This is a genomic window from Rhizobium tropici CIAT 899, assembly GCF_000330885.1.
Taxonomy (GTDB): domain Bacteria; phylum Pseudomonadota; class Alphaproteobacteria; order Rhizobiales; family Rhizobiaceae; genus Rhizobium; species Rhizobium tropici.
In genome coordinates this window covers 72,501-92,355 of record NC_020059.1, presented here as the reverse complement: position 1 = coordinate 92,355, position 19,855 = coordinate 72,501, and the positions used below count along the sequence as shown (strand labels likewise).

The window sequence follows — 19,855 nt, the reverse complement described above, 5'->3', positions numbered from 1 at the left end:
GCTTTCATGCGGTTGCGAAACCGGAGCGCCTATGCGTTCCTTGCACCCTATCTTCTGGTATTCGCCGCTTTCTGGGTCTGGCCGATCGTCGATTCGTTCCTGATTTCGTTCCAGAATACCCGGGTTAATCCCTGGACCTTCAATCTGTCGCTCAATTGGGGGCGGCTGTTCGGCGATCCGGCATTCTACAATGCGCTTGAAAATACGCTGATCATCCTGATCGTTCAGGTGCCGGTCATGATCACGCTCGCCACCGTCATGGCGGTGCTGCTGAATTCGCCGCTGCTGAAGGCGCGTGGCATTTTTCGCTTTGCTTTCTTCGCGCCCGTGGTTGTCGGAGAAGTGGCCTATGCCGCCGTCTTCCGCCTGATGTTCAATGTCGACTTCGGCATCATCAACAAGTTGCTCGGCGGCGCGGGCATAGCGCCGGTGTCGTGGTTTGCCGACTCGCATGCCGCAATGGTACTCATCGTCATCGCCGTCACCTGGCGCTGGGCGGGTTACAACGCCATCATCATCCTTTCGGGGCTGCAGTCGATCCCCGAGGATGTTTACGAGGCCGCGACCCTCGACCGCGTCAGCCGCTTCAAGCAGTTCATTCACATTACCCTGCCGCTCCTGAAGCCGATCATCCTCTTCTGCGTGGTCCTGTCCGTCATCGGCACAATGCAGCTCTTCACCGAACCATATCTGATCACTAATAGAGGAGGCCCAGGCGGCGGCACGGAAACGCTCGGCCTGCTGCTCTATCGCCAGGCTTTCCAGTCCACCAACTTCGGCTACGCCTCTGCGATCGCCTATACGATGGCGGCGCTTGCGGTGGCCATCTCTCTTCTCAATCTCTGGGTGGGGCGCGAACCGAAATGAAATCAAAGTCGAAATCCACTCTGATCCGCTCGATCGCCTTGCACGGCCTGCTGGCGCCGCTCGCCATCATCTGGCTGTTTCCGATCTGGATGATGTTCGTCTTCTCGACCATGCCCGATTACGGCATTTTCAGCCCCGGCATCGTCCTGACGCCGTCGACCGGCTTCATGGACAACTTCCGGAACCTGCAGGCCGACACCAACTTCGTCGGCGCGATGACGATCTCCATCGTCGTTGCCGTCGTCTATACTTGCCTGTCGGTGTTGCTGACGTCGATGGCCGGATGGGCGCTGGCGCGCTACCAGTTCGCCGGCCGTTCGGGTGTCATCGGCATCATCCTCGGCACGATCACGCTGCCCTACTCCGTCGTCATCATTCCGCAATTCATCATGGTGGCGCGCGATTTCGGGCTGGCGAACACGTGGGTTGCGCTGATCGTACCGCCGCTCTTCAACTCGCTCGGCGTGCTCTTCATGCGCCAGGCCTTCTCGATGATGCCGGGCGAACTCTTTGACGCAGCCCGCGTCGAGGGCGTCAAAGAGTGGCAGATCTTCCTGCGCATCGCCTTGCCGCTCGCAAGGCCGACCATGGCGGCGCTCGCCATCATCCTGTTCCTGGCTTCCTGGAACAATTATCTCTGGCCGCTGCTCATCAACTCCCGGCCGGGAATGATGACCGCGCCCGTGGCGCTCGGAACGCTGATCGGCCTCACCAGGGTCTCCTGGGGCGGCATCATGGCCGGTGCCGTGATGCTGACGGCGCCGATCCTCATCATCTTCGTTCTCCTGCAACGCCACTTCATCGCCGGCATTGCCGCCGGCGCAATCAAATAATTCCGGGAGACCCGTATGGCTGAACTGTCTCTTACCAATATCGTCAAACGCTACGGTTCGCTGGAAATCATCCACGGCGCCAATCTCGAGGTGAAGGATGGCGAATTCGTCGTCTTCGTCGGACCGTCCGGATGTGGCAAGTCCACGCTGCTGCGCATGATCGCGGGGCTGGAAGACATTTCCGGCGGCGAACTGAAAATCGGCGGCCGCGTCGTCAACGATGTGGAGCCGGCCGATCGCGGTATCGCCATGGTCTTCCAGTCCTATGCCCTCTATCCGCACCTGACCGTCGAGCAGAACCTCAATTTCGGCCTGCGTATGAACGGCAATCCGAAGGCCGACACCGACCGCCGCGTCAAGCAGGCGGCCGAGATCCTGCAGATATCAGAGCTCATGCAGCGCCGCCCGAAGCAGCTTTCCGGCGGCCAGCGCCAGCGCGTCGCCATCGGCCGCGCCATCGTGCGCGAACCGCAGATATTCCTGTTCGACGAGCCGCTCTCTAACCTCGACGCCGAACTGCGCGTGCAGATGCGCGTGGAAATCTCCCGCCTTCACAAGAAGCTCGGCACGACGATGATCTACGTCACGCACGACCAGACGGAAGCCATGACGCTCGCCGACAAGATCGTCGTGCTGCGCGGCGGCAACATCGAGCAGGTGGGCGCGCCGCTCGATCTCTATGATGATCCGGCCAACCAGTTCGTCGCCGGCTTCGTCGGCTCGCCGAAAATGAACTTCCTGCAGGCCGAGGTCGCGGATAGTCAGCAGGGCCGCATCGCCGTCGTGCTCAAGGGTCAGCGCAACGTTCGCCTGACATTGCCCGTTTCCTCGGCAAAATTGGAAGTCGGCCAGCCGGTGACGCTCGGCATCCGCCCCGAGCATTTCCTCGATGCCGGACGCGGCGATGTGGACATGACTGTCGATGTCGACGTCGCGGAGCATCTCGGCAATACCAGCTACATCTACGCCAACGTCGAAGGCGGCGAGCAGATCGTCATCGAGCGCGAGGAGTCCCGCAACACGGGCAATCGCGACAAGCTCACCGTGGCGCTATCGGCCGCCAAGACATTCCTGTTCGACAGCGCCGGCAACCGATTGCGGTAGGCGCTGCCCTTACTCCCAAGACAGCATGCAGATTTAGGAAAGGATCGTTCCATGACCACTGAGACACCAATCCGCTGGGGCATCATCGGCCCCGGCAGGATCGCACAGACTTTTGCCGACGGTATCGCCCATTCCCGCAGCGGCAAGCTGGTGGCCATCGCCAGCCGCAATCCGGACAAGCCGGGTCTCGGCGACGGTTTCCCGGGCGCGCGCATCGTCAATGGCTATGAAGCCCTGCTCGCCGACAAGGAAATCGACGCCATCTATATTGCCACGCCGCACACCGGCCATGCCGAATGGGCGATCAAGGCGATCCGCGCCGGCAAGCATGTGCTCGTCGAAAAGCCGATCGCGCTCTCGGCCTTCGATGCGGAAGCCATCTACTACGAGGCCAAGAAAGCCGGTGTCTTCGCCGGCGAAGCCTTCATGTATCGCGTCCATCCGCAGACGGCGAAGCTGATCGAGCTCGTCCAGAGCGGCGTGATCGGCAATCTGCGCATCATCCGCACCTCGTTCGGCTTCAATATGGGCAAGGTCAATCCGGAACACCGGCTGTTTGCCAATGACATGGCCGGCGGCGGCATTCTCGATGTCGGCGGCTATCCGGTGTCGATGGCCCGCCTGATCGCCGGCGCGGTCGACGGCAAGCCGTTCCTCGATCCCGAAAAGGTATCGGGCGTCGGCCATCTCGGCCAGACCGGCGTCGACGAATGGGCTTCCGCCGTCCTGAAGTTCCCGAACGACATCATCGCCGAAGTATCCTGCTCGATCATGGCGAACCAGGACAACACGCTGCGCATCATCGGCTCCGAAGGCCGCATCGAGGTTGCCGACTTCTGGTTCGCCTCCGGCCATAAGGGCGGCGTCGGCAAGATCAACGTGATCAAGGGCGGCGAAACCCAGACGAGCGAGGTCAAGGAGGATCGCTGGCTCTATTCCTTCGAAGTCGATGCGGCCGGCGATGCCATCCGCGCCGGACAAAAGGAATTCGCCTATCCCGGCATCAGCTGGGCCGATTCGATCGGCAATCTCAAGGTGCTCGACCAGTGGCGCGCTTCGATCGGCCTCGAGTACGGTGTTGAGAAGGCGGCAAAGCGGACGAAGAACATCGCCGGCGCGACCGTCACCAAGGGCAACAGCGTTCCGAAGCGTAGCATTCCCGGCATCTCCAAGCCGGCATCGCTCGTCACGCTCGGCTTCGAGTTCTTCCCGAATTTCGCAGCCGCTTCGCTGACGCTCGACGCCTTCTATGAAGCCGGCGGCAATGCCTTCGACACGGCCTATGTCTATGGCGGCGGCAAGACGGAGAGCATCTTCGGCGACTGGCACACCAGCCGCAACGTGCCGCGCGAGGAGATCGTGCTGATCGGCAAGGGCGCGCATTCGCCGCTTTGCTATCCGGACGTGATCGCCAAGCAGCTCGACCAGTCCCTTAACCGCCTGAAGACCGACTATGTCGACATCTACTTCATGCACCGCGACAATACCGACGTTCCGGTCGGCGAGTTCGTGGATGCGATGGATGCCGAGGTGAAGGCCGGCCGCATCCGCGGCATCCTCGGCGGCTCGAACTGGACGCGCGCTCGCTTCGATGAGGCAATCGCCTACGCTCAGAAGAACGGCAAGACGGCACCGGCTGCACTTTCCAACAACTTCTCGCTGGCGGAAATGCTCGATCCGATCTGGGCCGGATGCGTCGCTGCCTCCGACGATGAGTGGAAAACGTGGCTCAATGCCAAGCAGATCCCCAACTTCGCCTGGTCGAGCCAGGGCCGCGGTTTCTTCACCGACCGCGCCGGCCGCGACAAGCGCGACGAGGAGGAATTGGTGCGCGTCTGGTATTCCGACCGCAATTTCGGCCGCCGCGACAGGGCGATCGAACTGGCACAGAAGCTCGGCCGCAACCCGATCCACATCGCGCTTGCCTATGTCGTCGCCCAACCCTTCCCTGTGATACCGCTGATCGGCCCGCGCACGATCGCCGAGCTGGAAGACAGCCTTTCGGCGCTCGACATCAAGCTGACGCCGGAGCAGGTGAAGTGGCTCGAAGGCTGAGGCAGGCCTAACGTTCAAAGGCATTATTGACGCAAAAGGCCCATCCGGAAACCGGATGGGCCTTTTGCGTATGCGTCGTTGATAATTGCCAAATGATCAGGCAGCGAAATCGAATGTCTTCGTATCAGCCCCTTCGAGGCGCAGCAGATAGGCCTTGCGCTCGAGACCGCCGGCAAATCCCCGGAGATCGCCTGATAATCCCACCACGCGATGGCAGGGCGCGATGATCGAGATCGGGTTGCGGCCATTGGCGGCGCCGACGGCGCGGATCGCCTTTGCCGAACCGACCTCGCTTGCGATCTGGCTGTAGCAGCGCGTCTCGCCGAAGGGGATGGCGAGCAGAGCCTGCCATACCTTCTGCTGGAACTCCGTTCCGGCAAAATCGAGCGGCAGATCGAAAACCTGTCGTTCGCCGGCGAAATATTCGCGCAGCTGCCGCTCGGTCTCCAACAGCACGGGATGGCTCTCGTCTTCCGCGACGACCAGCAGCGGCACGCGGCCCGGCCGATCATTGTCCCAGAGGATCGCGGCAAGCCCATCATCGCTGCCGACGAGCTTCAGAGCCCCAACTGGCGAGTTCACGATCCGATAGATATATTGCTTCTGCGCATTTTTCGGAGTTTTGGTCATGCCGATATCCTTTCTTTGAATTGCGCTCATGGCATCGGACGAGATTGCCTCAGATGGAGCGCTTATGTCCGTATTGGACCTTAAATGAGCGCTCGCAACCACCCGAAAACGGACGGTGGGCAAGAAAATCCCGGCATTTCCCGGTTCCTGTCCTCAGCTGCAAGATGACGCAGCCTCCATGCGCACGCTTGGGGAATGGGCTGGAATTGTGTAGAATCGCAGAAAGCCAGATCGTCAAGCATGCGGAGCTCGATATGACGGTTCGCCCGCCACGCAATTTCAATTCTTCGCAAACCAAAGACACCGGGCTCGGCATCCTTGAGTATGAGATGCTATCGGAGCGCGCCAGCACACTCGGCCATCATGGCATGAAGGTGGAAGCGGCGCTTGCCGCCTTGCAGGAGGGCGAAGCCAAGGGCAAGGCGGGTGTCGAGCACGAGCGGCTGGTGGATACCGCGGCGCAAGCCGTCTGGGGAATGTTCATCCATCGCGAGATCTGCGGCCTGCGCAACGGCCGCGACGTCATTCAGCGCTATGGCATTCCGAACAAGGTGCTTGCGCGCCTCGGCGCCAGCCCGAGACACCCCTGAATATCAGGATTTCAAGATCGCCTGGAAACGCGGATCGAAGGCGTGGCCGATCGGCTCCGCCGCCGCACCGCGCGCTACAGCCCAAGGGTCGGTCATGCCGAGCTGCAGGCGCGGCAGCAATCGGTCGGGACGATCGGCATTGGAGGGCAGCAGCGGCTGCATGGCGGCAATCAGCCGCGTTGCGAGCGCAATGGGCGCACCGCCGCAGAGGATCACCGTCTGCGGATCGAAGATGGTTTCGATAAGCTGCACGCTCCAGCGCAGGTCGATCGCTGCCCTTTCGATCCAGGCGAGAATATCCGGATCTTCTGCCGCAGCGCGCTTGTCTATCAGCGAATAGAGGTCCGGCGCCATCGGATCGACGCCGAGGTGATCATACAGAGAAGCCAGCGACGCGCGATGCTCAAGCTGGGTCTGTTTTCCGCCAGCCGTCAGCAGCGCCATGCCGATTTCACCGGCATTGCCATGGGCGCCGCTATAGAGCTCGCCGCCGAGGATCAGCCCGGCACCGATACCATAGCCGACATAGAGGCAGACGGCGTGATCGAGCCCATGCGCGGCCCCGACCATGCGCTCGGCGGTCGCACAGGCCGCGGCGTCGTTCTGCAGGGTGACGTTGAGGCCGGTTCCGGCCGACAGCGTTTCCAGCAGCGGAAAGCGCTGCCAGGCACCCATCATCCAAGGATTGTCGGCATCGTCCTGCTCGATGCCGAAGGGACCTGGCATCGCCACGCCGAGACCGACGAGACGTTTCTCCGCCTGCGCCACGCGTTGTTTCAGTTCGCTGCGCACATTCTCCACGAGCTGCAGGACGACAGGCGCCCCGGTGACAGGTCCACCCGCCGGCAGGTTCGCTTCCTTGCGGATCAGCACATTGCCGACGAGATCGACGGCGATGGCGCGGGTGGTGTGCCGGTCGATTTGCAGGCCGATGGCGAAAGCACCTTCCGGCACGAGGCCATAGGGCGTCGAGGGCTGGCCGCGGCCGCGGCGCACCGTTTCCCGCGAGGTGACGAGACCGTCGTTTTCCAGCTCCTCCATGATGTTGGAGACCGTCTGTTTCGTCAGGCGCGTGGCGCGTGCCAGGTCGGCGCGGGAGAGCGCGCCGTTCAGCCTAAGGGCGTCGATGATCACCCGCCGGTTATGGGCGCTGGTGCCCTCGTGGTTCGTTCCGCTCGTAGCCCTGATCGGGCGAATATCATTCATCTGTTTTTGCCTCTTGACAGCAATAGAATATTGAAGAACAAATTAGTCAAGACAATTGACTTAAAAGAAACCACAGAGTTTCATCAGGGAACAGACCGGAACCTTATGGTTCCAAGACGCGCCGATCGATGCTCGGCGGCCAGCCCGGCCAATTGCCTGCTCGACAACCGATGGCGACGCTTCAGCCGCCATTGGAAAAATCGCGTGACTGTCAAAAAAACCGGAGGATGGAATGTTGAAATCATTGAACAAGACATTGCTCGGCGCAGCGCTGATCGGCGTATCCTTCGCCTCGCACGCCTTTGCCGAAACCACGATCAATGCCCTCTTCATGGCGCAGGCTGCCTATAGCGAAGCCGATGTGCGCGCCATGACGGATGCCTTCTCCAAGGCCAATCCGGACGTCAAGGTCAACCTCGAATTCGTTCCTTACGAAGGCCTGCACGACAAGACCGTGCTCGCTCAAGGCTCTGGCGGCGGCTACGACGTCGTGCTCTTCGACGTGATCTGGCCTGCCGAATACGCGACCAACAAGGTTCTGGTCGACGTTTCCTTGCGCATCTCCGACGACACGAAGAAGAGCGTGCTGCCGGGCGCCTGGACGACGGTCCAGTATGAGGGCAAGTCTTATGGCATGCCCTGGATCCTCGATACCAAGTACCTGTTCTACAACAAGGAAATCCTGGAAAAGGCCGGCATCAAGACGCCGCCGAAGACTTGGGACGAGCTGAACGAACAGGCGAAGATCATCAAGGACAAGGGTCTTCTCGCGACACCTATCGCCTGGAGCTGGTCACAGGCGGAAGCGGCGATCTGCGACTATGCCACGCTCGTCAGCGCCTATAAGGGCGACTTCATCAAGGACGGCAAGCCGGACTTCCAGACCGGCGGCGGCCTCGATGCCCTGAAATACATGGTCACCAGCTACAAGTCCGGCCTCACCAACCCGAACTCGAAGGAATTCCTCGAAGAGGACGTCCGCAAGGTCTTCGAAAACGGCGACGCCGCCTTTGCGCTGAACTGGACCTACATGTACAACATGGCCAACGACCCGAAGGACAGCAAAGTCGCGGGCAAGGTCGGCGTCGTTCCGGCTCCGGGCGTTGCCGGCAAGAGCGAGGCTTCCGCAGTCAATGGCTCCATGGGCCTTGGCATCACGTCCGCCAGCAAGCATCCGGACGAAGCCTGGAAGTACATCACTTTCATGACCTCGCAGGCGACGCAGAACCAGTATGCCAAGCTCAGCCTGCCGATCTGGGCGTCGTCCTATAGCGATCCGGCCGTCACCAAGGGCCAGGAAGAACTGATCGCGGCCGCAAAGGTCGGCCTCGCCGCCATGTATCCGCGTCCGACGACGCCGAAGTACCAGGAACTGTCGACCGCACTGCAGCAGGCGATTCAGGAATCGCTGCTCGGCCAGTCTTCTCCGGAAGATGCGTTGAAGTCTGCTGCCGACAATAGCGGTCTCTGATACTCTTGCCGGGCGGTGCCAGTCACCGCCCGCCTCGCTTGATCCTCCATGAAGAATGAAAGAAGGGGCCTGCCATGTCCGGCACCTCTATGACAACTCGCGCCTGGCTTTTGATGCTGCCGCTGCTTGTGGTGATGATCGCAGTCATCGGCTGGCCTCTCGTCGACACGGTCGGCCTTTCTTTCACCGATGCAAAGCTTGTCGGCACCGGCGGCAATTTCGTCGGCATCGACAACTATGCGAAGATGCTGGCGAACTCCAATTTCCAGCGGACCCTGATCACCACGGCCTGGTTCGCGATCATCTCCGTTGCCGCCGAAATGGTGCTCGGTGTACTCGCCGCACTGCTGCTGAACCAGGATTTTAGGGGTCGCGGCGTGCTGCGCGCGCTGATGATCCTGCCCTGGGCGCTGCCGACCGTCGTCAACGCGACGCTCTGGCGGCTGATCTACAATCCCGAATATGGCGCGTTGAACGCAGCCCTCACCCAGCTTGGCCTCATCGACGCCTATCGCTCCTGGCTCGGCGAACCGGGCACGGCGCTGACGGCGCTCATCGTTGCCGACTGCTGGAAGAATTTCCCGCTGGTGGCGCTGATTGCTCTCGCCGCCCTGCAGGCGGTACCGCGCGATATCACCGCCGCCTCGCTGGTCGATGGCGCCGGCCCCTTCAAGCGTTTCCGTTTCGTGATCCTCCCCTATTTGGTCGGGCCGCTGATGGTGGCACTGGTGCTGCGCACAATCGAGGCCTTCAAGGTCTTCGATATCATCTGGGTGATGACCCGCGGCGGCCCGGCAAACAGCACGCGCACGCTGTCGATCCTTGTCTACCAGGAAGCCTTCTCCTTCCAGCGGGCGGGGTCTGGCGCGTCGCTTGCTCTCATCGTCACACTGCTGGTCACGGTGCTTGCCGCGGCCTATGCCGCCCTTGTCCGTAAGACCGCAGGGAGTGCCACCTGATGGAACGCCAGAGCCCGCTTTTCACCTGCTTCATCTACATCTGCGCCATCCTGCTCGCCGTCGTCATCCTGGCGCCGATCGCCTGGCTCTTCATCATGAGCATTTCGCCGGCTGCCGATCTTGCCGCCAAGCCTTTACGCTGGTGGCCGCAGACGGCAGATTTCTCACGCTACAAGGTGCTGCTCTCGACGCTGGAAAACAGCGAGGGCGCCGCCTTCACCTCGTCGCTGCGCAACAGCATCGAAGTAGCAGGCATGGCGACCATCGCGGCAATCGCGCTCGCCATTCCCGCCGGCTGGGCCGTGTCGCGCACGCCGTCCGTCGGGTGGTCGCTCTCCATGGTCATCGCCACCTATATGCTGCCGCCGGTGGCGCTCGCCGTGCCGCTCTATATGGGGCTTGCCTATCTCGGCCTGCTCAACAACGTCTTCGGCCTGGCGCTCGTCTATCTGACGATTCTTGCGCCGTTCACGACCTGGCTGATGAAATCCGGCTTCGATTCCATCCCGAAGGAAATCGAGGCCGCGGCGATGATCGACGGCGCCGGGCTGTTCCAGACGCTGAAGATCATCACGCTGCCGCTTGCCATGCCCGTGATGGCGACTTCGGCGCTCTTCGCCTTCCTGCTTGCCTGGGATGAATTCTTCTATGCGCTGCTCTTTACCTCCGACCAGCGCGCCAAGACCCTCACCGTCGCCATAGCGGATCTCGCCGGCGGTCGTGTCTCGGATTACGGACTGATCGCGACTGCCGGTGTGCTGGCCGCCCTGCCCCCGGTGCTGATCGGCCTTGTCATGCAACGTGCCCTGATCTCGGGGCTGACCAATGGCGGCGTCAAGGGATGAACATGACCGCAGAGAAAACACGCCCCGCCGGCCTTGCCGCCATCGACCGCGAAATGGCTCGCCAGCATGCGGATGCGCTTGCCTCCTTCGAGGCTTCAGCTGATATGGCCGCCAAGGCCGCCGTCTCGCTGAAGCGTACCGGTAAGCTGCTGCTGCTCGGCATGGGCGGCTCGCATGCCGTCAACCGCGCCGTCGAGCCGCTCTATCGTGCAGCGGGCATCGATGCGATCGCCCTGCCGCTCTCCGAACAGCTCGGCCAGCCGCTGTCGCTGGAGGGCCGCACGATCTTCATGACCTCGCAATCCGGCGAAAGCGCCGAGGTCGTGCGCTGGTTCAATGAGACGGGCGGCACCGCGGAGACTTTCGGCCTGACGTTGGAGGGCAGCTCCTTCCTTGCCAAAACCGCGCCTTCTCTCGTCGGCGCGGGCGGCACCGAGCTTGCCTTTGCGGCAACCCGCAGCCTCACCGTCACCTTCGCGCTGCATCTGGCGATCTTCGCCGCACTCGGGCAGGATCCAGCGCCTGCGCTCGCCGTGCTTCGTACGCCTGAAACGCTCGATATCAAGCCGGCGCTTGCGGCCCTCGCCAACGTCGCGACGATCGTCACCTCAGGCCGCCGCCTGCAAGGCGTTGCCGAGGCCTTGGCACTCGGTCTCACCGAACTTTCCCGTCGTCCCTGCTTCTCGCTTGAAGGTGGCCAGCTGCGCCATGGTCCGATGGAAATGCTCGGGTCCTTGGTCGGCGTCATCCTCTTCCGTGGCAATGATGCGACGGCCGGCCTCGTGACGGCCATGGCCGTTTCCGCGCTCGAAACCGGCGCGCCGGTCATCGTCTTCGACGGCTCGGAAAATGGGCCGGTGCCCGGCTGCATCACCCTGCGCTTCAAACCTGAAAGTGGCCTTGCCGCCATCTTCCAGATGCTGCCCGTCGCTCAGTCGCTGATGATCGCCTTTGCCGACGAGCGAGTGGAGAATGCCGGCACGCCGGTGCGCTCCACCAAGATCACTCGGAGCGAATGAATGAAGCCGCTTGCAGTCATCGGCAACGTCAATATCGACCTGATCCTCGGGCCGGCGGCACCATGGCCGAAGGCCGGCACGGAGATCATCGTCGATCACGACGAGCTGCGCGTCGGCGGCCAGGCGGGCAACAGCGCGCTCGCCTGGGAGGGCCTCGGCGTCGATTACGAGATCGCGGCCAATGTCGGCAGCGACCAGTTCGGACGCTGGCTCAGCGAAGCCTTCGGCGCACGCAGCAGCAAGTGGCCCGTCAGGCCGGAGGGCACGACACTCTCGGTCGGCATCACCCATCCCGATGGGGAGCGCACCTTCTTCACGACGCGTGGCCACCTGCCAAGGTTCAATCTCAATGACGTACTTGCGGTTCTCGATGGCGAGAAACTTGCCGGCGGCTATGCGCTGCTCTGCGGCGCCTTCCTCACAGAAGATCTCACGCGGGATTACGATGTCCTGTTCGACTGGGCTGACAAGCACCGGATCACCGTCGCGCTCGACACAGGCTGGCCGCTGGACGGCTGGACTAAAGAGAATTGCGACGCCACGCGGCGCTGGCTTTCCCGCTGCGGCGTGGCACTCATGAACGAGGTCGAGACGACAACCTTAGCCGGCATGGACGATCCGGCCGAAGCCGCTCGCGCGCTCCACGCGCTGATGCCACAAGGCGCCATCTTCGTCGTCAAGCGCGGCCCGGACGGCGCGATCGCCATCAATGCTGACGGCAGGCTCGTTTCGGCTACGGCGCCAAAAGTCACGGTGGTCGATACGATCGGCGCCGGCGATGTCTTCAATGCCAGCTTCCTGGCCGCCCTTGCCCGCGGCGAGCCGACTGCTGCCTGCCTTTCTGCGGGAACCGCGGTCGCGTCCCGCGCCATTTCCACTCTGCCGCGCAGCTACGGCCCGGCCCAAGCATCCGAGGAGGCCGTTCAATGAGCGCGCTCGAAATCCAGAACATCCGCAAGAGCTACGGCGAAGTGGAGACCCTGAAGGGCATCGATATTTCGCTTGAAAGCGGCGAGTTCCTGGTGCTGCTCGGCTCGTCCGGCTGCGGCAAGTCCACGCTTCTGAACATCATCGCCGGGCTTGCCGAGGCGACGAGCGGGGATATCCGCATCGGCGATCGCTCCGTGCTCGGCGTACACCCGAAGGATCGGGATATCGCCATGGTATTCCAGTCCTACGCGCTCTATCCAAACCTCTCGGTTCACCGCAACATCGGCTTTGGCCTGGAAATGCGCAAGGTGCCTGCCGCCGAGCGTGATAAGGCGGTGCGCGAAGCGGCGAAGCTATTGCAGATCGAGCCGCTTTTGGAGCGCAAGCCGAGCCAGCTTTCCGGCGGCCAGCGCCAGCGCGTGGCGATCGGCCGGGCGCTGGTGCGCAAGCCGGAGATCTTCCTCTTCGATGAACCCCTCTCCAATCTCGACGCCAAATTGCGCATGGAGATGCGCACCGAGCTGAAGCGGCTGCACCAGATGCTGAAGACAACCGTGGTCTATGTGACGCACGACCAGATCGAGGCAATGACGCTCGCAACCCGCATCGCCGTGATGCGCGACGGCCGGATCGAGCAGCTCGGCACGCCGGACGAAATCTACAATCATCCGGCAACACTTTACGTCGCGACCTTCGTCGGTGCGCCGCCGATGAACCTTTTGAACGCGACCGCCGACCAGGGTTCGCTCCGCATCGACGGCACCTCGATCACCCTGCCGATGCCGTCGACGAAACCGGCGATCAACCAAGGCCAGGAGGTGGTCATCGGCATCCGGCCGGAAACCCTGCATCTCGATGAGGGCGGCAAGCTCGAAGCCGTCTGCGAAGTGGCGGAATTGACCGGGCCTGAACTGATCGTGACCGCGAAGGCGGGTTCGCAGCGGCTGATGGCCTGCCTGCCGCCTCGCACCGCCATTGCCGAAGGACAGACGTTCAAGCTCGGCTTCGACGCTAGTGCGCTGCATCTCTTCGATCGCGCGACGGGCCAGCGCTGTGAATAGATCTTCGCACCCCGGAAACAGGATCGCTGAGGGTGGTACCGGCAACCACAGCAATCTCCGGTGCCAGCCGTATTAATTTTATTTCCGTAATGTTGCCGCAAGGCGGAGCGCCGAACCTGACAATGCAAACGATCGTCAGGAAAGAGCCGTGTTTCAACTTCAACGCCGCGTGCGATGGCCTTTCGTCGGGCTTCAATTGAGCAATGTCGCTCTGAATTCCAGCCACGCCTTTGCAGCCGTCCTCTATCCCTGGATCATGTACGATCTCACCCGCAGCGTCGTGTGTATGGCGCTGATCGCTTTCGTGAACGGCATGGTTCTTCTGATCGGCATGGTCTTTGGCGGCTATGTGGCGGAGATGCTGGGCACGCGCCACACCGCGCTCATCTCCGCGAAGATCGGCATGCTGGCGTCGCTGATGATCGCGATCCTCTATATGGCGGATTTCCTGCATCCGGGCACCTTCCTACTTCTCAGCTTTGCGGGGTCGATCCTCGACGGTCCGGCGACTGTCGCCACCGAGGCGAAGACGCCGGAAATCGCGCGACTTTCGAGGCTGTCATCAGCCGCCGCAGTTTCCATCGACGATACGATCGATGGCCTCTTGCTGTTGACGGCTTCTGCCGCCAGCGCTTTCATCATTGCCGTCATCGGCCCGAAGGATGCGGCATGGTGGATCGCAATCGGCAATTTTATCGCCATGATGCTGCTGTCTTTCAGCCTGCCGCGGTTCCGGCTGGGGCCGGCGCCGAAGCTTGGCGATATCCTCCGCGCCGGCAGGCGGTTCCGCACTGCAGCCGTGTCTTTGCCATTCGCTCTTTGCGCAAGTGCGGCGCTCGGCTTCTTCATGGTGCTGCAGATTTTCATCGTGCCGGCCGCCCTGCGCCTGCAGGGCGAATCGGTGGCGTGGCTCGGGCTCTTCATTGCAGCATCGGCGACGGGCACGATCATGATGAACCTGCATCTCGCATCGCGCCATGCTTTACCGGCGCCTACGGCTATCGTTTCCAAGGCTCTGCTCGGCCTGGCGCTTTCGATGGGCATTCTATGGATCGAGATTTCGCCGATGACGATGATGGTGGCCGGTCTTGTCGCCGGATTGGCGAACGGCTGGCTTTCGCCCGCCTTCGCCGCGATCCTGCAATTAAAGCCGCCACGCGACTACCGACCCCATGTGATGGGTCTTTCCTATTCGATCGCTCTGCTATTCCTGCCGGTCGAATACATGCTGACGGGCGCTGCGATGGGTCTGACCTCGTTTCGCACGGCCTGCGTCTTTCTGGCATTCTTGCTGTCGCTGGGTGCGGCCGTCGGCGCGGCGTGGTTGGAATTCGTTCATGATGAGGAGCCGCAAGCAGTCGACTAAAACGAAGGATGGGCAGGTAGACTGCGCGCAAGGATGCTAATCGGTCAGGAAGCGAACTTCACGATCGAGATTGGTAGAGACGCCATCGTCAAGGCAACGGACGAAGGTTCTGCATACCCATAACGACGCTCCGACTGCCAGACCTTAACAAATAGTTAAGGAAACAGTAGCAACTATCTAAAAATACTGGATAATTTCTAAATATTTTCAATCCTGCAATGTACTCGCAATTCTCACCGGCAAAATGACCTCCATCTCCTGAATACGACCGGGTTCCCAAGGCGGTCGGTCCCGGAGAGCAGTAGGAACCAATGTCCGGTTCTCCAACGCAACAGAGACCTTGCGAGCGTCGATAATGACGCATGGGTTTCGTATGGAGTTAGCAATGTCACTCAGCGTAAAATCTTTCCTGTTCGCGGCTCTGGCCATAGCGGCCGCAAACAATGCATCAGCCGCCGATCTCGCCACCTATCAGGCCCCTGATGCCTCCGCCTATGACAGGCAGTCGGCCTTTCAGTGGAGCGGCGCCTATTTCGGCGCCCATGGCGGCGTCGCCTCACCGAAGTTCAACCCCTTTGCCAGCGGCAAGGGGCTGACCGGTGGCTTGCAAGCCGGCTACAATTTCCAGGTGGGGCCAGGCATCGTCGGCGCCGAACTGGAAGGCTCCTATCTCGGAAACAACGAACTGCACGTACCGAACGGCAAGGTGGAAGAGCGTTTCCGCGGCGCCGCCAAGGCCAAGGCCGGCCTGACCTTCGACCGCACGCTGGTCTATGGCACCGCGGGTCTGACGATGACGAAATTCGAAGGCGGCAAGGGCGTTTCCACCTCGAGCGGCTGCAAGCAGGGCTATCTTGTCGGCGGCGGCGTCGAACAGGGCTTCGGCGGCGGTCTGTCGGCCAAAATCGAATATAACTATGTCATGACCAACGACGTCTCCACGATGACATCGAGCGGCAAGTCGAAGACCGATCTGCGCGATCACGTCATCAAGGCCGGCCTGAACTATCGCTTCTGATGCCCGGTCTGCCGAGGTCGGCACGCTTTTTTTCAAGCCAGAGCGGGCCTGACGGAGAGCGACGGAGGTGGCTGATCGAACCCCAAATCAGCGCTTTCGCCGCTTTCGATCATGAAAGTCAGCCGCGTTATCCGTACGCAATCGAACCATTCGCTGCCATCGCGCTTCGCACGATCGGCGGTCTCGCAGTTGCCCTAAAGTTGCCGGACAGTCCTGGTGGCAGCGGAACAATGACTGATCCGCCGGAGGATCCGACCACATGAGAAACCAAGCCCCGTGGTTCCATGTCAAAGCCTATGGTTACGGAGTCGGCCGGCCTTGCTGCTGGCAGGGCTGGATGGCGCTTGTTATCTATGCGCTGGTGCTGATGGCCTTTATCTTCGTCGGCGGGCCTAATGCGGATAGTCATCCGATCGGCTACGCCACAGCGATCATCGTCCCGACGGCATCGCTGCTTTTCGTTGCCTGGTGGAAAAGCGATGCCCCATGGCGTTGGCGCTGGGGCAAAATTGACGAACCAGGTCGGGATTGAGTTGGTCCCTAGCTGTCCAGCGGAATCATCCGGCTTCCGCTGGACAGCTAGGGGATTTATTCGCATTCAAGCGAAGGTTGGCGAAAACTGGTTACATACCAATCGGGACCGGAGCCTCGAGTATAGAAGGTGTAGAAACATTCCGTATGCTCGACATAGCCGGGCGTTTCGGTGACTTCGTAACGTTCGCCGCGACGCGTATCCCGGATTTCGCCGCTGGATTGGCCTGACACCACCTGCGTCTTCTGCTTGCGCCATTGATAGGCACGCGCGCCCGGGCCTAGATCATAGACATTATCCGGCGGACCATAGTCTAGCATCACGCTGTTGATCGGCGCGCCAATATAGCTCTTCATGATCTGCGAGGCACATGCCGACAGAATCAGCGGGACTATGAGCGCAGCAATTCCATGGGGGAGCTGCTTCATGCGAATGGCAGGCATCAGAACGTCCTTTGCAACTGGAGAGAGATTGCCGGCAGAGGTACGTCTCATGGATTACGGCAGCATTGCGCTTTCCGGCGTCAGCCGCTTTTGTCTGGCACCCGCTGGTCTAGCATCGCGATTGACGCTGGAGGCTTCGCGCGCTGGATATCTAATCTTTGTGATTGGAAAGGATTGGTTGCGGGGGCAGGATTTGAACCTGCGGCCTTCAGGTTATGAGCCTGACGAGCTACCGGGCTGCTCCACCCCGCGTCACCAGCGTAAACCGCAGAGCGGTTTATCGCGCGTGAGCAAACTCGCAGAGTTTGTCTCACCACAGCAAGTTGGTTTACCAACTTGCGTCATCCGAGCAAATCCGCAGGATTTGTCTCGTGTTAGGCGGGCACCTTTTCGGGGTTAACCCACCTTGAACATCTGTTTTCAGAAGCGACAAAGGCCGCGTTAAGCGGCCTATTGTAACACGGCTTGGCCGTATTTCAGAGTGTGACGAGAAGATTTTGTGACGTATAAACCGCTGAAGCGATTTAGCCTGGAGGCATAAATTGCTTGGCAATTTAGCCCGGAGGCATAAATCGATTTCATCGATTTAGCCTGAGTTGCGTTTGGCAGACCTGGCAGCGACCTACTCTCCCGCGTCTTAAGACGAAGTACCATGGGCGCAGGGGCGTTTCACGGCCGTGTTCGGAAAGGGAACGGGTGCAGCCACCCCGCCATAACCACCAGGTCGGCAAAGCGCAACTTGTTAGTCCATGCGGAACGCATGGACTAACAAGTTGCTCTTTCTGGGCTGATATGCCTTTCCTTCTCGCTCGTCGCTCGAAGGGGACATCAGCCGCCCATACGGAGGCCTGTTGTTCATGCTTATGCATGGACATTTTGAGAAGCTGGATTTTTTTATTTGAACACGTCTTGGATGCTACGCAGAGGCGACTATTGCCTACTGCCTACATCCTATTGCCTCATCAAACTTGTTTGATGAGCACTGGCAATGGGAACGATCAAGCCAATCGAGCTATTAGTACCGGTAAGCTTCATGCGTTGCCGCACTTCCACACCCGGCCTATCAACGTGGTCGTCTTCCACGGCTCTGATAGGGAACACTCGTTTCCAGGTTGGTTTCCCGCTTAGATGCCTTCAGCGGTTATCCATTCCATATATAGCTACCCTGCTATGCCCTTGGCAGGACAACAGGTCCACCAGAGATATGTCCATCCCGGTCCTCTCGTACTAGGGACAGATCCTGTCAATATTCCTACACCCACGGCAGATAGGGACCGAACTGTCTCACGACGTTCTGAACCCAGCTCACGTACCGCTTTAATTGGCGAACAGCCAAACCCTTGGGACCTGCTCCAGCCCCAGGATGCGATGAGCCGACATCGAGGTGCCAAACAACCCCGTCGATATGGACTCTTGGGGGTCATCAGCCTGTTATCCCCGGCGTACCTTTTATCCGTTGAGCGATGGCCCTTCCACACGGGACCACCGGATCACTATGACCGACTTTCGTCTCTGCTCGACTTGTCAGTCTCGCAGTCAGGCGGGCTTATGCCATTGCACTCGACGACCGATTTCCGACCGGTCTGAGCCCACCATCGCGCGCCTCCGTTACTCTTTCGGAGGCGACCGCCCCAGTCAAACTACCCACCATACACTGTCCCGGATCCGGATAACGGACCGCGGTTAGACATCCATGACGATAAGGGTGGTATTTCAAGGATGGCTCCACAAGAACTGGCGTCCCTGCTTCAAAGCCTACCACCTATCCTACACATGCCGACACGAATGCCAGTGTAAAGCTATAGTAAAGGTGCACGGGGTCTTTCCGTCTGACCGCAGGAACCCCGCATCTTCACGGGGAATTCAATTTCACTGAGTCTATGTTGGAGACAGCGGGGAAGTCGTTACGCCATTCGTGCAGGTCGGAACTTACCCGACAAGGAATTTCGCTACCTTAGGACCGTTATAGTTACGGCCGCCGTTTACTGGGGCTTCGATTCAGAGCTTGCACCCCTCCTCTTAACCTTCCAGCACCGGGCAGGCGTCAGACCCTATACGTCGTCTTGCGACTTCGCAGAGCCCTGTGTTTTTGGTAAACAGTCGCTACCCCCTGGTCTGTGCCACCCTCACATGCTTGCGCATATAAGGGTCACGCTTCTTCCGAAGTTACGCGTGCAATTTGCCGAGTTCCTTCAACATAGTTCTCTCAAGCGCCTTGGTATACTCTACCTGACCACCTGTGTCGGTTTCGGGTACGGTCTATACGGTGGAGCTATTTCCTGGAACCGCGTCCCCGCCCACACAATCCAATAAGTGTGAACAAGTTAAGCAATCCGTCACTACCACCAGGCCCACGAATATTAACGTGGTTCCCATCGACTACGCGTGTCCGCCTCGTCTTAGGGGCCGGCTAACCCTGCTCAGATTAACTTTAAGCAGGAACCCTTGGTCTTTCGGCGAGAGGGTCTCTCACCCTCTTTATCGTTACTCATGTCAACATTCGCACTTCCGATACCTCCAGGGCCCCTCACGGGTACCCCTTCATCAGCTTACGGAACGCTCCGCTACCACTCCTCAAAGAGGAATCCTCAGCTTCGGTGCATGGCTTCAGCCCCGTTACATTTTCGGCGCAAAGACCCTTGACTAGACCAGTGAGCTGTTACGCTTTCTTTAAATGATGGCTGCTTCTAAGCCAACATCCTGGTTGTTTTGGGATCCTCACATCCTTTCCCACTTAGCCATGACTTGGGGACCTTAGCTGGAGGTTAGGGTTGTTGCCCTTTTCACGACGGACGTTAGCACCCGCCGTGTGTCTGCCTGATAGTACTCCCCGGTATTCGGAGTTTGGTTAGGATCAGTAAGACGGTGAGTCCCCATAGCCCATCCAGTGCTCTACCCCCGGGGGTATTCGTCAGACGCTCTACCT

At 60.4% G+C, this 19,855-nt stretch carries 17 protein-coding genes, 1 tRNA gene and 2 rRNA genes (1 of these 20 running past the window's edge); 14 read left to right on the top strand and 6 right to left on the bottom strand.

From position 1 onward, the window contains the following. Window positions 1-6 precede the first annotated feature (6 nt). Genes RTCIAT899_RS00425 through RTCIAT899_RS00410 form a run of 4 tightly spaced genes read left to right on the top strand, consistent with a single transcriptional unit; the run spans window position 7 to window position 4,859 of the window. Complete coding sequence (locus tag RTCIAT899_RS00425) at window positions 7-867, top strand: carbohydrate ABC transporter permease (RefSeq protein WP_015338243.1); 861 nt, start codon at window positions 7-9, stop codon at window positions 865-867. Then, the gene (locus RTCIAT899_RS00420; protein WP_015338242.1) at window positions 864-1,700 is read left to right on the top strand and encodes a carbohydrate ABC transporter permease; all 837 of its coding nucleotides are present in this window, start codon (window positions 864-866) and stop codon (window positions 1,698-1,700) included. The genes RTCIAT899_RS00425 and RTCIAT899_RS00420 overlap by 4 nt, the downstream gene beginning before the upstream one ends. Before the next feature lie 15 nt (window positions 1,701-1,715). Next, window positions 1,716-2,804, top strand: a complete 1,089-nt coding sequence (locus RTCIAT899_RS00415; protein ID WP_015338241.1) for an ABC transporter ATP-binding protein — start codon at window positions 1,716-1,718, stop codon at window positions 2,802-2,804. 51 nt (window positions 2,805-2,855) lie between these two features. Then, a complete protein-coding gene (locus RTCIAT899_RS00410) occupies window positions 2,856-4,859 on the top strand; it encodes an aldo/keto reductase (RefSeq protein ID WP_015338240.1) in 2,004 nt (667 codons plus the stop codon). Window positions 4,860-4,955: 96 nt separating this feature from the next. On the opposite strand, the gene RTCIAT899_RS00405 is transcribed toward RTCIAT899_RS00410, so the two are convergent. After that, entirely contained in the window at window positions 4,956-5,489 is a 534-nt protein-coding gene (locus RTCIAT899_RS00405) for a methylated-DNA--[protein]-cysteine S-methyltransferase (protein WP_015338239.1), read from the bottom strand. 254 nt (window positions 5,490-5,743) lie between these two features. Between RTCIAT899_RS00405 and RTCIAT899_RS00400 the strand changes: the two genes are divergently transcribed. Next, entirely contained in the window at window positions 5,744-6,079 is a 336-nt protein-coding gene (locus RTCIAT899_RS00400; RefSeq protein WP_041677752.1) for a DUF6665 family protein, read from the top strand. Window positions 6,080-6,082: 3 nt separating this feature from the next. On the opposite strand, the gene RTCIAT899_RS00395 is transcribed toward RTCIAT899_RS00400, so the two are convergent. Then, a complete protein-coding gene (locus tag RTCIAT899_RS00395; RefSeq protein WP_015338237.1) occupies window positions 6,083-7,285 on the bottom strand; it encodes an ROK family transcriptional regulator in 1,203 nt (400 codons plus the stop codon). Between the two features lie 232 nt (window positions 7,286-7,517). Here RTCIAT899_RS00395 and RTCIAT899_RS00390 point away from each other — a divergent pair, with 232 nt between their 5' ends. The 9 genes from RTCIAT899_RS00390 (at window position 7,518) to RTCIAT899_RS00345 (ending at window position 16,486) form a co-directional block, all read left to right on the top strand. Further along, window positions 7,518-8,756 (top strand): extracellular solute-binding protein, encoded by a 1,239-nt coding sequence (locus RTCIAT899_RS00390; protein WP_015338236.1) that lies wholly within the window; start codon window positions 7,518-7,520, stop codon window positions 8,754-8,756. A 74-nt stretch (window positions 8,757-8,830) separates the two neighbouring features. Continuing rightward, window positions 8,831-9,715 (top strand): carbohydrate ABC transporter permease, encoded by an 885-nt coding sequence (locus RTCIAT899_RS00385; protein ID WP_015338235.1) that lies wholly within the window; start codon window positions 8,831-8,833, stop codon window positions 9,713-9,715. Then, window positions 9,715-10,560, top strand: coding sequence for a carbohydrate ABC transporter permease (locus RTCIAT899_RS00380; protein ID WP_015338234.1), 846 nt, complete (start codon window positions 9,715-9,717; stop codon window positions 10,558-10,560). The genes RTCIAT899_RS00385 and RTCIAT899_RS00380 overlap by 1 nt, the downstream gene beginning before the upstream one ends. Next, window positions 10,557-11,579 (top strand): SIS domain-containing protein, encoded by a 1,023-nt coding sequence (locus RTCIAT899_RS00375; RefSeq protein WP_015338233.1) that lies wholly within the window; start codon window positions 10,557-10,559, stop codon window positions 11,577-11,579. Before RTCIAT899_RS00380 ends, RTCIAT899_RS00375 begins: the two co-directional genes overlap by 4 nt. Next, entirely contained in the window at window positions 11,580-12,509 is a 930-nt protein-coding gene (locus tag RTCIAT899_RS00370) for a PfkB family carbohydrate kinase (protein ID WP_015338232.1), read from the top strand. Next, complete coding sequence (locus tag RTCIAT899_RS00365; protein WP_015338231.1) at window positions 12,506-13,570, top strand: ABC transporter ATP-binding protein; 1,065 nt, start codon at window positions 12,506-12,508, stop codon at window positions 13,568-13,570. The genes RTCIAT899_RS00370 and RTCIAT899_RS00365 overlap by 4 nt, the downstream gene beginning before the upstream one ends. 148 nt (window positions 13,571-13,718) lie before the next feature. Next, complete coding sequence (locus RTCIAT899_RS00360) at window positions 13,719-14,936, top strand: MFS transporter (RefSeq protein WP_015338230.1); 1,218 nt, start codon at window positions 13,719-13,721, stop codon at window positions 14,934-14,936. Window positions 14,937-15,321: 385 nt separating this feature from the next. Next, a complete protein-coding gene (locus RTCIAT899_RS00355) occupies window positions 15,322-15,954 on the top strand; it encodes an outer membrane protein (protein ID WP_015338229.1) in 633 nt (210 codons plus the stop codon). Between the two features lie 259 nt (window positions 15,955-16,213). Then, window positions 16,214-16,486, top strand: coding sequence for a hypothetical protein (locus RTCIAT899_RS00345; protein ID WP_041677141.1), 273 nt, complete (start codon window positions 16,214-16,216; stop codon window positions 16,484-16,486). Between the two features lie 56 nt (window positions 16,487-16,542). On the opposite strand, the gene RTCIAT899_RS00340 is transcribed toward RTCIAT899_RS00345, so the two are convergent. From RTCIAT899_RS00340 to RTCIAT899_RS00325, 4 genes are all read right to left on the bottom strand, one after another. Further along, window positions 16,543-16,929 (bottom strand): hypothetical protein, encoded by a 387-nt coding sequence (locus RTCIAT899_RS00340; protein WP_051043245.1) that lies wholly within the window; start codon window positions 16,927-16,929, stop codon window positions 16,543-16,545. Between the two features lie 175 nt (window positions 16,930-17,104). Continuing rightward, a tRNA-Met gene (locus RTCIAT899_RS00335) sits at window positions 17,105-17,181 on the bottom strand. A 357-nt stretch (window positions 17,182-17,538) separates the two neighbouring features. Next, window positions 17,539-17,653 (bottom strand): 5S ribosomal RNA (rrf, locus tag RTCIAT899_RS00330). Window positions 17,654-17,923: 270 nt separating this feature from the next. Further along, a 23S ribosomal RNA gene (locus tag RTCIAT899_RS00325) occupies window positions 17,924-19,855 on the bottom strand (it continues 962 nt past the right edge of the window).

What these genes read in the sequence shown, in the direction of transcription:
- RTCIAT899_RS00420 (WP_015338242.1), top strand. Translation starts at nt 864, where the DNA reads ATGAAATCAAAGTCGAAATCCACTCTGATCCGCTCGATCGCCTTGCAC.
- RTCIAT899_RS00380 (WP_015338234.1), top strand. Translation starts at nt 9,715, where the DNA reads ATGGAACGCCAGAGCCCGCTTTTCACCTGCTTCATCTACATCTGCGCC.
- RTCIAT899_RS00390 (WP_015338236.1), top strand. Translation starts at nt 7,518, where the DNA reads ATGTTGAAATCATTGAACAAGACATTGCTCGGCGCAGCGCTGATCGGC.
- RTCIAT899_RS00395 (WP_015338237.1), bottom strand. Translation starts at nt 7,285, where the DNA reads ATGAATGATATTCGCCCGATCAGGGCTACGAGCGGAACGAACCACGAG.
- RTCIAT899_RS00375 (WP_015338233.1), top strand. Translation starts at nt 10,557, where the DNA reads ATGAACATGACCGCAGAGAAAACACGCCCCGCCGGCCTTGCCGCCATC.
- RTCIAT899_RS00410 (WP_015338240.1), top strand. Translation starts at nt 2,856, where the DNA reads ATGACCACTGAGACACCAATCCGCTGGGGCATCATCGGCCCCGGCAGG.
- RTCIAT899_RS00345 (WP_041677141.1), top strand. Translation starts at nt 16,214, where the DNA reads ATGAGAAACCAAGCCCCGTGGTTCCATGTCAAAGCCTATGGTTACGGA.
- RTCIAT899_RS00415 (WP_015338241.1), top strand. Translation starts at nt 1,716, where the DNA reads ATGGCTGAACTGTCTCTTACCAATATCGTCAAACGCTACGGTTCGCTG.
- RTCIAT899_RS00355 (WP_015338229.1), top strand. Translation starts at nt 15,322, where the DNA reads ATGTCACTCAGCGTAAAATCTTTCCTGTTCGCGGCTCTGGCCATAGCG.
- RTCIAT899_RS00405 (WP_015338239.1), bottom strand. Translation starts at nt 5,489, where the DNA reads ATGACCAAAACTCCGAAAAATGCGCAGAAGCAATATATCTATCGGATC.
- RTCIAT899_RS00370 (WP_015338232.1), top strand. Translation starts at nt 11,580, where the DNA reads ATGAAGCCGCTTGCAGTCATCGGCAACGTCAATATCGACCTGATCCTC.
- RTCIAT899_RS00425 (WP_015338243.1), top strand. Translation starts at nt 7, where the DNA reads ATGCGGTTGCGAAACCGGAGCGCCTATGCGTTCCTTGCACCCTATCTT.
- RTCIAT899_RS00400 (WP_041677752.1), top strand. Translation starts at nt 5,744, where the DNA reads ATGACGGTTCGCCCGCCACGCAATTTCAATTCTTCGCAAACCAAAGAC.
- RTCIAT899_RS00365 (WP_015338231.1), top strand. Translation starts at nt 12,506, where the DNA reads ATGAGCGCGCTCGAAATCCAGAACATCCGCAAGAGCTACGGCGAAGTG.
- RTCIAT899_RS00340 (WP_051043245.1), bottom strand. Translation starts at nt 16,929, where the DNA reads ATGCCTGCCATTCGCATGAAGCAGCTCCCCCATGGAATTGCTGCGCTC.
- RTCIAT899_RS00385 (WP_015338235.1), top strand. Translation starts at nt 8,831, where the DNA reads ATGTCCGGCACCTCTATGACAACTCGCGCCTGGCTTTTGATGCTGCCG.